General features: G+C 48.0%; 13 protein-coding genes. 1 reads left to right on the top strand and 12 read right to left on the bottom strand.

The genetic code is table 11. The annotated features are described in order from the left end of the window. Positions 1 to 4: 4 nt before the first annotated feature. The 12 genes from NC796_RS24140 to NC796_RS24085 all read right to left on the bottom strand — a co-directional run bounded on the left by NC796_RS24140 (position 5) and on the right by NC796_RS24085 (position 13170). Positions 5 to 415: a biopolymer transporter ExbD gene (locus NC796_RS24140; protein WP_310688383.1), complete on the bottom strand. Its 411-nt coding sequence runs from the start codon at positions 413 to 415 to the stop codon at positions 5 to 7. Beyond that, complete coding sequence (locus NC796_RS24135) at positions 416 to 1135, bottom strand: MotA/TolQ/ExbB proton channel family protein (protein WP_310688382.1); 720 nt, start codon at positions 1133 to 1135, stop codon at positions 416 to 418. Between the two features lie 45 nt (positions 1136 to 1180). Next, on the bottom strand, positions 1181 to 2578 hold the full coding sequence (locus tag NC796_RS24130) for an SPOR domain-containing protein (protein WP_310688381.1): 1398 nt from the start codon (positions 2576 to 2578) through the stop codon (positions 1181 to 1183). Beyond that, entirely contained in the window at positions 2575 to 2781 is a 207-nt protein-coding gene (locus NC796_RS24125) for an HU family DNA-binding protein (RefSeq protein ID WP_310688380.1), read from the bottom strand. The genes NC796_RS24130 and NC796_RS24125 overlap by 4 nt, the downstream gene beginning before the upstream one ends. A 3-nt stretch (positions 2782 to 2784) precedes the next feature. Next, entirely contained in the window at positions 2785 to 4539 is a 1755-nt protein-coding gene (locus NC796_RS24120) for a hypothetical protein (RefSeq protein ID WP_310688379.1), read from the bottom strand. Positions 4540 to 5126: 587 nt separating this feature from the next. Further along, positions 5127 to 6158 (bottom strand): lysylphosphatidylglycerol synthase transmembrane domain-containing protein, encoded by a 1032-nt coding sequence (locus tag NC796_RS24115; protein ID WP_310688378.1) that lies wholly within the window; start codon positions 6156 to 6158, stop codon positions 5127 to 5129. Between the two features lie 280 nt (positions 6159 to 6438). Then, on the bottom strand, positions 6439 to 7074 hold the full coding sequence (locus tag NC796_RS24110) for an outer membrane lipoprotein carrier protein LolA (RefSeq protein ID WP_310688377.1): 636 nt from the start codon (positions 7072 to 7074) through the stop codon (positions 6439 to 6441). Continuing rightward, entirely contained in the window at positions 7049 to 9589 is a 2541-nt protein-coding gene (locus tag NC796_RS24105) for a DNA translocase FtsK (protein WP_310688376.1), read from the bottom strand. The genes NC796_RS24110 and NC796_RS24105 overlap by 26 nt, the downstream gene beginning before the upstream one ends. Next, positions 9576 to 10313 carry a 2-phosphosulfolactate phosphatase gene (locus tag NC796_RS24100; protein ID WP_310688375.1) on the bottom strand — a complete coding sequence of 246 codons (738 nt, stop codon included), beginning with the start codon at positions 10311 to 10313 and terminating at the stop codon, positions 9576 to 9578. The genes NC796_RS24105 and NC796_RS24100 overlap by 14 nt, the downstream gene beginning before the upstream one ends. 96 nt (positions 10314 to 10409) lie before the next feature. Then, a complete protein-coding gene (gcvT, locus tag NC796_RS24095) occupies positions 10410 to 11513 on the bottom strand; it encodes a glycine cleavage system aminomethyltransferase GcvT (protein WP_310688374.1) in 1104 nt (367 codons plus the stop codon). Positions 11514 to 11837: 324 nt separating this feature from the next. Further along, entirely contained in the window at positions 11838 to 12227 is a 390-nt protein-coding gene (gene crcB, locus NC796_RS24090) for a fluoride efflux transporter CrcB (protein WP_310688373.1), read from the bottom strand. 187 nt (positions 12228 to 12414) lie between these two features. Further along, the gene (locus tag NC796_RS24085) at positions 12415 to 13170 is read right to left on the bottom strand and encodes a Mut7-C RNAse domain-containing protein (RefSeq protein WP_310688372.1); all 756 of its coding nucleotides are present in this window, start codon (positions 13168 to 13170) and stop codon (positions 12415 to 12417) included. A gap of 242 nt (positions 13171 to 13412) precedes the next feature. On the opposite strand from NC796_RS24085, the gene NC796_RS24080 reads away from it, so the two are divergent. After that, positions 13413 to 14639, top strand: a complete 1227-nt coding sequence (locus NC796_RS24080; protein ID WP_310688371.1) for an aminotransferase class I/II-fold pyridoxal phosphate-dependent enzyme — start codon at positions 13413 to 13415, stop codon at positions 14637 to 14639. Positions 14640 to 14946 lie beyond the last annotated feature (307 nt).

The following is a 14946-nucleotide window of genomic DNA, read 5'->3' as shown; positions in this document are numbered from 1 at the left end:
AAACCTATCTGGAGCCTCGTTCAGTTGCCATAATTATTCGTAAATCCAATGCTTTGGCAATGTTCATCACGCGGACGGCATTGTCCACAATGGCATCTTTGTCCGCGCGTAAAACGAGCGTACCCTGCGGTTTGTTATTTCGTGCCTCACGTATGGAGGAAGCCAACGTACCGGCACTGGAGGGTTCTCCATCCACAAAAAACTGCCCTTCTTTGGTTACCGCCACCGTAATGTACTGGTTTTGGGTTTCCGCCCCTGTTTCTGCTTTGGGGATCTCCACTTTGATGCCGTAGTTGGTAACAAACGAAGAGGTCAGCAGAAAGAAGATCAGCAGCAACAGTACAATATCTGTAAGTGACGACTGTGAAAACAGCGTCAGCGACTCCAGCCGGTCGCTATCTTGTCGGAAATCCATTTACATCACCCCTTTATGTTCTTTTTCCTGTTCCTTTTTCCGGGAGGGAGACTGCAGCATTTCAATGAAATCGGCTGAGGCGTTTTCCAGCTCATGGATCATGCGGTTGATCTTACCCAACAGGAAGTTGTAGAAACCGTAGGCTATAATACCGACGATGAGACCCGTGGCGGTGGTGATGAGTGCCTCCCAGATACCGCCGGCCAGCACGCTTGGGTTTACGTTCCCCTGCAGCGCCTGGATATCCATAAACGCTTCAATCATACCGGTTACTGTTCCCGTAAAGCCGATCAGCGGGGCTACACCGGCAATAGTAGCCAGCCAGTTCATCCGCTTCTCCAGGTGATAGATCTCTTTCTTGCCTGCATTGCGAATCACATCTTCAATATCGCGAATGGGACGACCCAGCCGCCGGATGCCCGCTTTGAGAATGCGGGGCAGCGGCTTGTCGATGCCATCGCAATACGTTAGGGCGCGCTGTCGATCTCCGTCCTTCAGCATGCTTTCGATGGTGCGCAAAAATTTGTCTACTTCCATGCGAGAGTTGTTCAGCGATCTCCAGCGCTCGGCGATCACATACACCGCCAGCAGGGAAAGCAGGAAGAGCGGAATCATCAGCACTCCCCCCTCCACAAGCAGATCTAAAATGGACATTGATTCCTGCTGGAGTGACATATCCAGCGTATCCTGGGCGGCAGATGCCGTATCAGGCTGTTGCATTAGAAAAAATAAGATGGCGTACATATACACTAAAGTTTTCGTTAGTTACTTGATCCGTTTAATAAAAAAGTCCTTGTTATGGGGCTCAGGCAGTTCTTTTGCATTGCTCTGCGCTTCCTCAATAGTCTTGAATTGCCCGAGACCGACCCTCCAGCGCTCTTGACCATTGACCATCGCAGATACAATATGGGTGCGATACCCCTGCTCTTTGAAGTCTGCATAAATTTCGCGGGCATCCTGTTGATCTTTCAGAGAATGAACTATGATGGTGTACCCGTCATTTGCTTCTTCAATGATTTTTCCTTTCAAACCGTACGTGGAGCCGCCTGACTGGTCACCCCCACCACTTGCTACTGTATTTTCGGTTTCAGGTTCCGAACCCGACATTGTCTCGGAACTACCCTGCTGCTGCCCGGCATCCGATTGTTGATTTGATTCAGATCCAGATGTTTCATTCGATTCCTGTTGGTTGCCCACTTGTCCCGCACCGGCGGTCTCAGCCGTTTGATCAGACTGTCCCGGCTGTTCATCCCGCTGGGTCGCCACTGCAACCTGGGAGTCAGTGTTTGAGGAAGAGCCTGATCCGGTTCCACCAGAGAGCACACCCATGTCATACGCCAGCCACACGGCTACAGCGATGATAATTACGGCCGCAGCGGCTATCATGATAACTGCCGTCGAGGAGTTCCGCTTTCGTTTTCGGTCCTTTCCACGGAGCCCGACTCCTTTAACTGTCGTTGCAGATTTCTTTTGCTCTGGTACTACCTCTTCTTCCGGAGCGGCTTCAGCAGTCACGGGTTCGGTATCAGTTTCTTCCCCCTCTTCTTCCGGTTCCTCTTGCTCCAAATTGAGGTCGGTGTCAAATATTTCCTCTTCCAGACTTTCCTCTTCATCCATTCCAGAGGAAGCGACTTCCTCATCTGCTGGTGCCCCTTGTTCAGGTTCGGATTCAGATTCGGTATCACGATCGAGCTCCTGTTCCTCTTCGATCGATGCTTCAGCAGTATCTTCCTGCTCTTCCTTGATGCCCCAAATATCTTCCTCCTCCAGGGTTTCCTCCTGCTCATGCTCCCTGGCATTGGGTTGCTCTTCGGTCCCGGAATCCTGCCCGCCCCCGGTTTCATCGTGGGATTCATCCTTTGCGTCGGCCGGCGATACTGCATGCTCGTCTTCCGCCTCCTTGTAAGCCCCGATCATCTCGATCGGCTCCATTCCGGCGTACTTGTTGTTAACCTCAGTTTTCAGCTCTTCCGTAGGTTCAAATTTCAATACGCCTTCCTCCATACGGAAGGAACCGAACTTTTCAATACTAAACGTTTTATTCTGCTCTGTAGTCTCCTGGATCTGGGTGATCAGCTCAGAGAGCTTCTGTTCAACCTCTTGCTGCTCAAGCCCCGTTTTTTTAACAAGTAGCTCTACCAGTTGTTGCTTGTTTATCTTCATACCCCAACTTCTTCTTTATCTGGAATGAATGTGATGATATCCTTTGGCGGCATCATTACCACCTGTCCGTTTTTGTGCTGCTGCTGAAACTGCTTAATATGCTCCTGCTTGAATGTACCTAATCCTTGAATTGTAATGTCATTTTTTCTTACAAGCTGATTGCGAATAATATCAGCAAAAGCAGCGAGAAATTCTTTTTCCATTTGTCAATTTAGCTTTATGGTTACTCCTCCATATGCCTGGAACGGCCGCTCTTCGTATCCGCTCCAAATTTCGTACTCCTGGCTTAACAGGTTCATCATCTTAACATAGACTCCAACCTTGTCGGTGATATCGACATCCAGTTGACCACCTACTAAGAAAAATCCATCTACTGTAGTTGAAGATAAGGTATTTCGTTTACTAACATAATCCGCCCAGGCCTCTATTCTAAATCTGTCAAGCAGTTTGGCGGATGCCCCGGAATTTATGCCCCAGCTCTCTTCATACGGGATATCGTCCCCGTTATTAAACTTGGGTTGCTGAACGTAAGCCTTCGCATTTATCCAAAACTTGTCCGGCACAAGCTGATGGATAATCCCTGCTTCGCCCTTAATCTTGTTGGCATCACGGTAGTTTGCAATATAATATCCATCTGCCGACGTGATGGAGGAAAGCGAAGCTCGACTAAAATAAGCGTAATTTTGTGCCTGCATGTAGCTCACGCTGGCATACATGGTGCTTCCCGGGAAGTACTCAAAATCGATCCCTCCTCCAGCTTCTATTGTGTAGGTATGGCGTGGCTCAGTTCGGTAATTTAGGAATCGGTTAAGATTATGCAACTGTTCTATCGACTGGAGCTTAGGGTCTCCACTGAGGTGAGCTGAAATTATCAGGTTGTTGTGCATCCAATGCTTGGCTTTCAATTGAAAACCGGGGTATACCTTATCTTCAAACGCATTTGACGCGTAAACAAAGTCTGCATTTGCCGTAATTTGAGTGCTGTAGTCCAGCAAGCGATCATACTCTGCACCCGCCCGCAGCGTCATCCAGTTTTCGCTGTTTTGTGAACTCAAATCGTAACTGCCGCCACGGAAAGAAGCCTGCAGGCCGTAGGTCTCCTGGATATTGTTGCCCGCCCATACTTTTCCAAACGATGCATTCAGAATTGATTCGGTTGCACTTCCCCCGATGTCGCCGGCATTCATATCCATGTTGAACCAGCGGACGTCAATATCAGCATTCCACCCTTCAATAGAATTGGTATGCTGATCCAGTCCAATTCCGGCATTTAGGCCGGTATAATTTTTCCGGGGCCCGGATGGCACTTGCAAGGGCGCCGTACTGCCTTCAAGCTCAAAGAGCCGGTTAAAACTATTTTCCAGCCCACCGTTCAACTTGAGCGCAACGTTACTACTCAATTTCGTGGCGAATTCTCCATCAGCATCAAAAAATCGGAAACTGCTGTTCTCAGTTTCGAGGTGCCCGTTACTGGAGTGGTAATCCATCTGCCCCCCTGCATAACTATTTTCTGAGAATCGGCTTACCCCCCAGAACTCAATCTCCGGACTGACAAAACTACCTACCCCTGCGCGACTGAAAGCATTTATCTCAGGCTCATAATACAATGCCCGATACTCGGGAGCAGCGGGTCGACTCAGGTCTGTTATCGGCAGGTTGGCAACGACCTCCTCCTGGGTCTCCATAAACGGCTGCCTGTCGGGATCTACCTGGTATACGCTAGGCTTGGGATTAAAACCCAGGATAGGCTGGCGGCGAAGTCCCGGGAACCGTGCCCTGAACTCACTGCGTATCTCAATGTCCTGTGGATCTATTTCCGGCAGCAGGCTGCTTTGGGCATCACCGCCCTGCTGGGCGTACAGCTCATTGGTGCTTAACAAAAGGGCAATTATAAGTAAAAATAAAAACTGAAAACCCGACCGCTTCATTATCGCTTCTTTGGTATCGATTTGAGGTTGCATCAAATGTACTAATTTTTCTTCAAGGATTAAGGGGAAGTCTGACATTAAACGTTAACTATTCTTACTTATTTGGAAGGCTTCTGTTTCCAGCGGAATCAATTCAACCTTTCAGGATGTGGCGGCATCATTTTTAAGGGCCTTTTCCTAATTGAACATTAGTTAGACGTAAATAAATAATGAACAGCCTGTAGGAAGCATTATCTTCCTCTTGTCTTTTTGATTGAAAGATTCTATTCGTGCCTCCTCCACTTTACTGAGACTATAAGATATTTAAATAACGTGAGTTCGGGATAAAAAGCTCATGCATCGCGAAACCGCTGTCTTTTCGGTCGGACGAGTCAAAATAAACTGCTTCTCACCTATCGGACGGTGACACAACGACGATTGTGGTCCATGCCCTATCACTTGCGCGGGAATTAATTCCCGCGCTATGGATAAGGCGGACTCCCACCGGTATCAACCTGTTTCAGGCTCTTAATAATGTAAATTGTCACTCGGTCAACGCGTTTTTATAATGGACTAGGCATGGAAAGGACAAGTTCGTTGAGCCTGCCACGAATAATTCTTAATTCAACATTCTTAATTCCCTACACCACCGGCTTCCCCTGCTTGGTGGCCCTGAACTTGTCGATAGCCAGCAGTACAGGCGTGACAGTGGCCACCATCAGTACCATGGCGGCATGCGTAATTGTGGCATAGGCGATGCCAGTGACCGCGGGAACAGCGAATAGGATAAGCAGTGACTGCTTGACAAAATAATGATAGGTTCCCACGCCCCCCGGTGATGGAATGGCGATGCCGATTGCGGAGATGACGGTGATCACCAGCGCATCCAAAAAGGAAAGATTAAAGGTGGTTTGCATGTCAAACATCCAGAACGGGATGTAGGACATCAGGGTATAGCCCACCCATATCAGTCCGGTTAGCAACACAAACAGCCACCAGCGCTTCACCTTTCGCGCCGAGGCCAATCCCTCTCCAAAAAGCTTGATCAAATCTTTGATACGCTCCACCCAGTAGCCGAGCCAATTAAATTTAGTCCCAAGGTATTCCAGCAGTTTCCATCCCAGGAGTGCCAATCCTATGAGTACAGCACCGCCCAGCCCCAACCAGACAGCAACCTCTAAATTAACTCCCTCCGTAAAGAATTCTACCGTAGACTCCCCGAAAATCTGGCTGAGCAGGGAGAGGTCGGTAATCAGGTAAACGGAAACCAAAAACATAAGAAAGGCCATAACCCCAATATCAATCGTCCGCTCAAGCACGATGGTACCCAATAGCTTAGATGAACTGAGCTCCTCGCGCTTGGCTACATAGACGGGACGGGTCACTTCTCCGAGCCGGGGAAATACAAGGTTCAGCATATACCCGGCCATGACCCCGGAAAACAGAGTAAACCGATCCAGGTTTTTCTTGTCGTGCTCAATCAGCAGTTTCCAGCGCTCGGCACGCAGGTAGTGACTGATAATGGCAACCACAAAAAACGGCAATACCCAGCCAAAGCTGATCTGCTGCGAATACTCCCAGACCTCACTGAAAGCTACATTACGAAAGGCGAGCCAAAGGAAAGTACCCCCGATGGCTAATGTAGCTCCAATTTTCAGACTTCTTTTGAGCATTAAACTGTGTATTGCCCTGTGTTAGTTAGGGTTTGGATCAAAATGTGGTAATAGCTACTAGATGGATACCGTATTTACCGTTTGGAAGATAAAAAAGAACAATCAAATGGCTGTCAAAGGTTACAAGTTGAATGTTGAAAGTTTAAAAGTTAAGAATCCAATGGTGCAGAGTTTCGAAACCTTCAACTTTTAACTTTTTAACCTTTAACCCATCTCCATCGGCAAATGCGAAATTAGTATTTTGAGTTAGATATACCTTTTTCCTAAAGGTATTCATCATTTATTTTCGCATATCGATTATTTCGGCCCCACTGGGATACTGTAGTACAAACAGTTCATCCCTTGGGTTCATAAAATCCCCCGAATTAAACGTCGTGGTTATGAGATTGTCCGCATGATCGCGGGCAAATATTTTTTGCGGATTCAGCCCATCCCCGAGCGTTATCTCCACGTTCTGGAAGATAGAAAAGGGATCGGACGACTGTAACGTGATGAGGGTTTGATCCCCGTTCTGCTCCTGACGTTGAACCGTATACGTTGTGTCGGTGCCATTAAGGAAGCGCGAGGGGGCAAAATCGTCTTCCGAGGGTTCGTACGTGCTGATAATCACCCGATTCCGATTCTTGTCATATACACGGGATGTTTGCCCATCGACCACGACCGTCTGCTGGCTGTTCTGAACCTTATATTTATCTTCGCCCACCCATATGGTGCCGCTTGTGGCTACCGTATCCTCAGTGTAGGAGTCTACATACTGGTGATTAAACTCCGCCTGGAAAACCTGCCCTTGCCTAAACTGATTGATCAGCCTGTCGAAAGGAGTATCCTGTGAAAAAGTGGGAGTGGCAAAGAGGCTGATTGGAATAACCAGCAGTAATATGAGCGAGCATTTATCCGTCAAATTCATCCAGTTCATCTAAGACCTGTTCTAGTTCTTCTTCATCTGAAACCAGCACATCCCGGGCGGTACTGCCCTGGTACGGACCGACGATCCCTGCATTATACAGCTGATCGATAATGCGGCCCGCTCGGTTGTAGCCGATCTTCAGCTTACGCTGCAGTAACGACACAGAGCCCTGTTGATGCAAGACAATAACTTTTGCCGCTGCTTCAAAAAGCTCATCGATATCATCGAGCGGATCGGGGATATCACCACTGGTTTCGTCTTCTATAACGGGCAGATGGTACGGTTGCTTATATCCTTTTTGATTTCCGATAAATCCGGTAATTCGCTCCACTTCTTCTGTGGAAACATACGCGTTCTGGATACGCGTCATGCCCCCGCCGTTGGTAAACAGCATATCACCGCGACCGATCAGCTGATCGGCACCGCTGGTGTCCAGGATGGTGCGGGAGTCTACCTTGGAAGCCACCTGGTAGGCCACACGCGCCGGGAAGTTGGCTTTGATCGTCCCGGTAATTACATTCACCGAAGGTCGCTGCGTAGCCACCACAAGGTGAATGCCCACCGCTCGTGCCAGCTGTGCCAGGCGGGCGATCGGCTCTTCGATCTGTTTTCCGGCGGTCATCATCAGGTCGGCCAGCTCATCAATAACCACCACGATGTATGGCAGGTGGCGGTGATCCAGCTCCTCATCCAGCTCACCGGCATCAAACTTCTCGTTGTAGGCTTTGATGTCGCGTACCATCGCCATCTTCATCAGGTCATACCGCTCATCCATCTCCATGGTCAGGCTTTCGAGCAGTTCTTCCACATCAGCAGTGTCCGTGACGATCGGCTCCTCTGCCCCCGGCAGTGTGGCCAGGAAATGGTTCTGAATGTTGCGATACAGGGAGAGCTCAATCTTTTTCGGATCGATCATCACGAACTTCACGTTGTCCGGATGGCACTTGTAGAGCAGGCAGGTGATAATGGTGTTGATACCGACCGTTTTACCAGAGCCGGTAGCCCCCGCAATAAGCAGGTGGGGCATCTTGGTCAGATCACGCAGGAATACTTCGTTTTCAATGGTTTTCCCAAAGGCAATCGGGAGTTCTGCACTCGACTCCACAAACTTTTTCGTATTGATCACCGATTTGATAAAAACGGTCTCCCGCTTGCGGTTCGGAACCTCAATACCCACGGCCGAGCGACCGGGAATCGGTGCAATAATGCGAAGCCCGTGGGCCGCCGTAGCCATCTTCAGGTCGTTGGCATAGCTTTCAATCTTGCTGATCTTAACGTCAGGCGCGGGATCCAGCTCATACAGCGTTACCGTGGGACCCACAATCGCATTAATACTGCGAATTTCAATCTTGTGGCGCTTCAGCTTGTCAAGGATAATCCGCTTATTCTCCTTGATCTCCTCCAGATCTACTTCGTTGCCCTCGTTGGGCGGTGCATCAAGGATATCGATGCCGGGAAACTTGTATTTAATCTCCGGGATCTCCTTGGCCTTATCGCGATTCTTGCGATCCAATTCACGGTCGCCGGCTTCCTCATCGCCTTCTCCCACATAGACCGATACTTCGACATCATCCTCTTCATCCTCAAGCTCCTCGTCGGCCACTTTTTGGGCCTTTTCTTTATCGAGGATGGCACGCGGTCGCTGGTCCAGGCTTTTCACTTCATCCTCTTCTTGTCGACGGCGTTCCTGGTCCTGTTGCTCCGACTCTTCCACAATATCATCGATCGAGCGCTCTTTCGGCTGCACAGATTGCTCTTGTGGTTGATGCTGTGAATTACTTTGAGTATCTGAAGATGCTTGCTGCCTCATTTTTTGCTCAGCCGCCTGCTGCTCCTCAATCTCTTTCTCGCGCTGCTGTTTCTTTTTCTTTTCGGCCTTGCGCTGGGCACGTGCTTCGCGGCGCTCTTCCATCGACTCCTGGAAATTGGCGATCCAGCCCTTCACTCTGTCAACCGTTTTCTGAAGATCCCGATCCAGCAATGCCAGGGCGGTAACAACAAAGAAGACGCCCAGGATAATTATAGAACCAATGCCGGTCAGGTTTTGCAGCAGGCTGGCCACTGCTATACCGGAAGCCCCGGGCCATACCGATGAGTATGCGGAAAGTTCATTGTAAAACCAGCCCAGTATGGCTGAAATCAACACCATACTCCAGATGCCGTAGCCCGTTGCCCACAGCAGGTTACGGATACTTCGTCCCCGAAATACGTACCATCCATATCCAAACACAATGATCGGGATGATGATGCTGGTGTATCCGAACAGCTGGTACACAAAGAGGTATGAAATGTAGGCTCCCACAACTCCCAGTCCGTTTTGAATACGCAGTGCGGGCCCGCGATCCACAGAGAAGATGTTATCGGTAGAAAGCGATTGTATCAGGGCGTAGTCGGAGGAGTAGTAGGTGACGATGCTCAGTCCCATAAGGGTGGCAATCGCCATGATTAAAATTCCCAGGATCTCCATTTTCCGGGAGCTGGAAATTCCTCCGGTAAGCGTCCCGGATTTTTTACTTTTTGCCATTGGCGTCTGTAATAATTCCTTCTTTTAACGTTGGTAGAACATCCATTGTATTCAGCTGGCTGCAATAACTGATATCATCATTTTCAGTAATATGATCCAGCCTCTTGGCGTGATTTGAATTACGCAGCGTGTTTTCTATATCATTACCAAATTTTTCGTAAAGACCAAAAGCAACTTTGACTCCGTCGCTGGCATCCCCCGGAAGGTGTCCGCCAGTAAGCTCATGGGCGATATTCCCCGCACACAGCATATCCTCCAGTGCCAGGCGCCCCTTCCAACCGGCGCATACCAACACGATATCGTTTTCCACTTCCCGCAGTCGATTCAATACACTTTGCAGGTTCAGGAAGGTTCCCACCAAAATCTCTTTAGACATGGTGGACCGCTTTATAGCCTGGGTCCCGTTGGAGGTCTTAAATATGATCGTTTTTCCCTTAACCGTTTCCGGACTATACTCTGCCGGGGAGTTGCCAAGGTCATAACCTTCAATTTTTTTTCCATCTTTTTCACCACACAACAAAAAGTTGGGCGAATCGAGGTTGATTGAAATTTTTCCGGCGGCATCCATATCCTGCACAGGGATTATACCTTTTGCGCCGCTGTTTAAAGCCGTAACGATTGTTGAACTGGCCCGCAATACATCGATGACAACGGTCACTTTGTCACGCAGTTCTTCTTCCTGAAAGGAGTGAGCGGAAACACATAGGTCAATATTCTTATTCATAAAAAGTGATAATCTTATTTAACTCAACAGAAGATATATTGTTTATCCCTGCTTCCCGATTTCCAATAAATATACGATTTTGATTAAGTAACTCTGTTATTTCTTTGCAATAAATGGCGGAGCGGTAACAGTAGCTTCAGCCTGCTTGCTTCTTATCTCTATATAAATTCTTGTTCCAGCTTCGGCAAAGGAGCGTTCTATGTAGCCCATTCCTATCGCGTTCCCAAGGGTAATGGATTGCGATCCGCTCGTCACAGTGCCGATCTTCTCTCCGTCTTCATCAAGAATGCTATAGCCGCTCCTTGGAATGGCGCGTTTCTCATTGACAGTAAAGCCTACCAACTTTCGGCTGACGCCCTTCTCCTTAACGGCCTTTAGCGCATCCCGACCAATAAAGTTGCCCTTATCCAGCTTTGTCAACCAGCCCAGGCCTGCCTCCAGCGGGTTCGTGTCTTTAGTGATGTCATTACCATAGAGCGCAAACCCCATCTCCAGGCGCAACGTATCGCGCGCTCCCAAGCCACAGGGCTGAATATCAAACTCTTCACCTGCTTCCATTATAGCGTTCCAAATGGCTTTGGGGTCCACATTGTTTTTATCGAAGTAGATCTCAAAACCCTTTTCACCGGTATAGCCCGTAGCGGAGAATACCACGTTGTCATAGGATCCGCAGTTACCCATTGCATAATGGTAAAACTTGATATCCTGCAGATTCAGATCAGTTACCTTTTTGAGGGTTTCCAGCGACCTGGGGCCCTGTACGGCCAGCAGGCAGGTATCTTTGGACTGATCTCTAACTTCGGCATCATAATTGTTATTCTCACGAATCCAGTGCAGATCCTTTTCAATATTGGAGGCATTGACTACCAGTATAAAACCGTCATCACCGGGCAGTTTGTACACCAACAGGTCATCCACAATTCCACCATCTTCATAGCACATTGCCGAGTACTGGGCCTGGCCGTCCTTGAGTTTGGAAGCGTCATTTATGGTTACATGCTGCACAAGGTCAAGCGCCTCTGACCCATTTACATAAAATTCCCCCATGTGGGACACATCAAACATCCCCACGCTGCTGCGCACCGCATTATGCTCCTGTTTGATGCCATCATACTGCACCGGCATATCATACCCGCCAAAATCGATCAATTTCGCACCAAGTTTTTGGTGGATATCGTGGAAAGGGGTTTTCTTAGACATTTGGTTCGCCTACTGGTTGGAAAAGATGTTAATATTATGCGATTAAGAGTGTCATATTTGGCGCCAAAGTATCCAATGTTTCAGACAACCAGGCGCCTATTTTTTTAAAAAATTCAATAAAAAATTTCGGGGATGCAGATAATCTTAATTCCCTCTGATTTATTGCGTTGGAATATCTCACTTTATCCACCTACTTGGCAAGAATTCATTCGGGGGTTTATGTTAAACAAAGCCCATTTCCCATTTACGAGTTCTGAAGATGCGTATCCGTGAGGATGGAACACTCTATTAAAATGCAATATACGGTAGCCTGCCTGTCAGTTCTTACATCGGTTTGGTTCCCCAACCGTTGATGAACATGCCGGCCCACACCGCTCCAATGCCGATTAGAAGCTGTAGGGCCAGGTAAAGTGCGGGTTTCCACAAACCGGGTCGCGACATCAAAACGAACGAATCCAGGGCAAAAGAGGAGTATGTGGTAAAAGCCCCCAAGAAGCCGGTGAGCACCAGCAGGCGCAGTTCAACCGAAAACAGGTGTTTTACTTCCAACAGCGAGACGATATAGCCGATCAGGAAGCAGCCGATCACGTTGACCACCACCGTTCCGGCGGGAAAAGCTTCTTTGCTGATAAAAAGATAGGTAGCTTCATCCATCAGATATCGGAGACAAGCGCCCACAAAACCACCCACGCCGACAAGCAACAGTTTATACATGACAGGAATTTCGATTCATGGTGAATGTCTTTTCAAAGAAGTATCCAAAATAGGTAAATCCACTTTGTTAACAAATATAGGTAGTAGCACAGACTTGCTTTTATAGCCAGCCCTCTGATTTCGCAGATGAAACTGACTTTTTTCAATCCGCGGAAGATAACCAAGATTTCAATAAGTTCTGTTTCTACTAAACCTGAGCCCGTATTTGATCAATTTTCTTTTTCAACTTTTCATAATGAGATCCCTGCCAATAGGCTTTGCCACATTGCCCGCACTGAACATAATCGTCACACCATTGCCTTACTTTTTCCGGCACCTGCCCTGATATTTCTTGCAGCTCCACTTCTGCCAACAATCCATTGCACTCCAGGCAGCGGCTGAAAGGGGAAAATTCCGGAAGTAACTCAAAGTAATCGACGACTTCCACCACCTGTTGATCAGGGTCATCAGAGCGCGGCCAATAGCCAAACTCAAGCTTCCCATGCTTTAACAGGTCCAGGCTTCGCGATAACACCGAGCGCTCTTGGCTCACTACAAGATCAAGAATCTCACTCCTTTTTATATGATTCGAATAGAGGGTATCTATGCCCAGCAATCGCAGTAAGCGAGCGAGTTTTCCCAACTGCACATCAGCAATAAAACGCTGCGAAGGCTTACCGGTTCTTTTTAAACAAACTTCATCAGTAAAATCTGAAAGATACGACTTGGGATATATCTCAAGCTCATCGCCATCCCTCACCTGGTAATCCAGCGAATTGAACACGCCGTTTACCCTAAGTGCATAGATCTCCACATGTGGTACCCCTTGCGATTCAATCAAGTCCCTGGCTCCCGGATGAAGCTTAAAACGGACCTCTTTTACATACTCATCCCCACTGTCGGCGAAAAAATCCGTCAGCGATCCGTAGTAGTGCAAAACGGCTTTGTTGGGACCAGATCTCATTATTCTCTTTCTTACATAGGAAACACCGGAATAAACTATGCAAACTTTTACATATTATGCCCATTTCGGGTTATTTTAACTAATTGTTTTTCAATACCTTATCAAAAATTCACGAAACGTTTCCCTTTTTTGAATCGAACGGATTTTTCCTTACCTTTTTTCATCTTTTTACAAGGCCTAATGAGGCCTTTTTGATGTACTCTCACTTTTCGTAACAAAATACTAGTATATAACAACGAATTATGGATTTATTTGACAAATTGGAGGGCAGACCGGGGCCACTTGGTGAGTTCACTTCTGATGGCTATGGATACTACACTTTCCCAAGGTTGGAAGGCCCGATCGGACCCGTAATGAAATTCAACGGAGATGATGTAATTGTTTGGAGTGTTAATGATTATCTCGGAATTGGCGGCAACCCTGAAGTAAAAGAAGCAGACATTGAAGGTGCCAAGGAGTATGGATTCAGCACCCCGATGGGCGCCCGCCTGATGACCGGAAATTCTGTGCAGCACGAAGCACTTGAAGAGGAACTGGCGGAATTCGCACACAAACCATCTGCACTTCTCCTAAACTATGGATACCAGGGAATTATGAGCGTAATTCACGCCCTGGTCGACCGAAATGACTACCTGATTTATGATGAGCTGAGCCACGCCTGCATTGTAGATGGAAAGCAGCTGGCAATGAGCGACAAGTCTGTCTTCAAACACAATGACGTGGAAAGCTTTGAGAAGCAGCTGAAGCGCGCCCACCGTAATATCGGTCCCGATGGATCGGTGCTGGTTGTAACTGAGGGCGTATTTGGAATGACGGGTGATCTCGGGATTCTTAAAGAGATGATCGAACTGAAAGAAAAATACCCGTTCCGGCTGCTGGTGGATGATGCGCACGGATTTGGAACCATGGGCGAAGATGGCTCTGGTACTGGAACTGCGCTAGGCTGCCACGACGGAATTGATATCTACTTTGGTACTTTCGCTAAATCAATGGCGCTGATTGGTGCTTTTGTGGCAACTGAGCCGCGTGTGGTTGAGTTCTTGAAAGCGAATGCCCGCAGCCAGATCTTTGCCAAATCGGTCCCGATGCCTATCGTGACATCAGCACGCAAGCGGCTGCAACTTATTAAGGACCATCCCGAGTGGCGCGAGCAACTCTGGGAGAATGCAACGAGCCTGCGAGACGGACTCCGGGAGATTGGCTACAACGTGCTGCCCTCCGAGAGCCCGGTTACCCCGGTCCTCACCAAGGGAAGTACAGATCTCTGCCAGACGATCATGCGCAAGTTGCGTGAAGATCACGGTGTGTTTGTCAGTGGTGTGACCTATCCTGTTGTACCAAAGGGTACGGTGCTGCTCCGGCTGATACCAACGGCTGCTCACAAAAAAGAGCATATTGAAAAAACGCTGGAAGGATTCGATGCGATCAAGGATGTCGTCTTTTCTGCAGGTGAAAAGATGTCTGCCTAGAAAACATCACTAATCGTTTTTATTTAAAGCCTCGTCGATTCGGCGGGGCTTTTTTTGTTGAACTATCTTGCCAGTGAAAATCCTAAATGCTTTGGAACTTATTAGCTTTTTCTTAATCAGATTGCAAGGATTCTCTGGACTCTGAGAGCTCACCCGGCGCTCATAACCCCAAAATATTTTATAGAGGCCTTTGAATTACCTGCCGATTTGGGTCGTGTTTAATTTTGCGGGTACAAATAGGTAAAAACCGGCAAAATAATCCATAAATGCACCTTGCATTTTTCGTTTTAGGCCGAAATATCGGCCT

The sequence above is a fragment of the Aliifodinibius sp. S!AR15-10 genome (genome assembly GCF_031569985.1).
Classification (GTDB): Bacteria; Bacteroidota; Rhodothermia; order Balneolales; family Balneolaceae; genus JAMQKA01.
This window is presented reverse-complemented; position numbering and strand designations above follow the sequence as displayed.

Bases quoted from the DNA above. Each gene is read 5' to 3' on its own strand.
- NC796_RS24140 (WP_310688383.1), bottom strand. From the start codon at position 415: ATGGATTTCCGACAAGATAGCGACCGGCTGGAGTCGCTGACGCTGTTT.
- NC796_RS24135 (WP_310688382.1), bottom strand. From the start codon at position 1,135: ATGCAACAGCCTGATACGGCATCTGCCGCCCAGGATACGCTGGATATG.
- NC796_RS24130 (WP_310688381.1), bottom strand. From the start codon at position 2,578: ATGAAGATAAACAAGCAACAACTGGTAGAGCTACTTGTTAAAAAAACG.
- NC796_RS24125 (WP_310688380.1), bottom strand. From the start codon at position 2,781: ATGGAAAAAGAATTTCTCGCTGCTTTTGCTGATATTATTCGCAATCAG.
- NC796_RS24120 (WP_310688379.1), bottom strand. From the start codon at position 4,539: ATGCAACCTCAAATCGATACCAAAGAAGCGATAATGAAGCGGTCGGGT.
- NC796_RS24115 (WP_310688378.1), bottom strand. From the start codon at position 6,158: ATGCTCAAAAGAAGTCTGAAAATTGGAGCTACATTAGCCATCGGGGGT.
- NC796_RS24110 (WP_310688377.1), bottom strand. From the start codon at position 7,074: ATGAACTGGATGAATTTGACGGATAAATGCTCGCTCATATTACTGCTG.
- NC796_RS24105 (WP_310688376.1), bottom strand. From the start codon at position 9,589: ATGGCAAAAAGTAAAAAATCCGGGACGCTTACCGGAGGAATTTCCAGC.
- NC796_RS24100 (WP_310688375.1), bottom strand. From the start codon at position 10,313: ATGAATAAGAATATTGACCTATGTGTTTCCGCTCACTCCTTTCAGGAA.
- gcvT (WP_310688374.1), bottom strand. From the start codon at position 11,513: ATGTCTAAGAAAACCCCTTTCCACGATATCCACCAAAAACTTGGTGCG.
- crcB (WP_310688373.1), bottom strand. From the start codon at position 12,227: ATGTATAAACTGTTGCTTGTCGGCGTGGGTGGTTTTGTGGGCGCTTGT.
- NC796_RS24085 (WP_310688372.1), bottom strand. From the start codon at position 13,170: ATGAGATCTGGTCCCAACAAAGCCGTTTTGCACTACTACGGATCGCTG.
- NC796_RS24080 (WP_310688371.1), top strand. From the start codon at position 13,413: ATGGATTTATTTGACAAATTGGAGGGCAGACCGGGGCCACTTGGTGAG.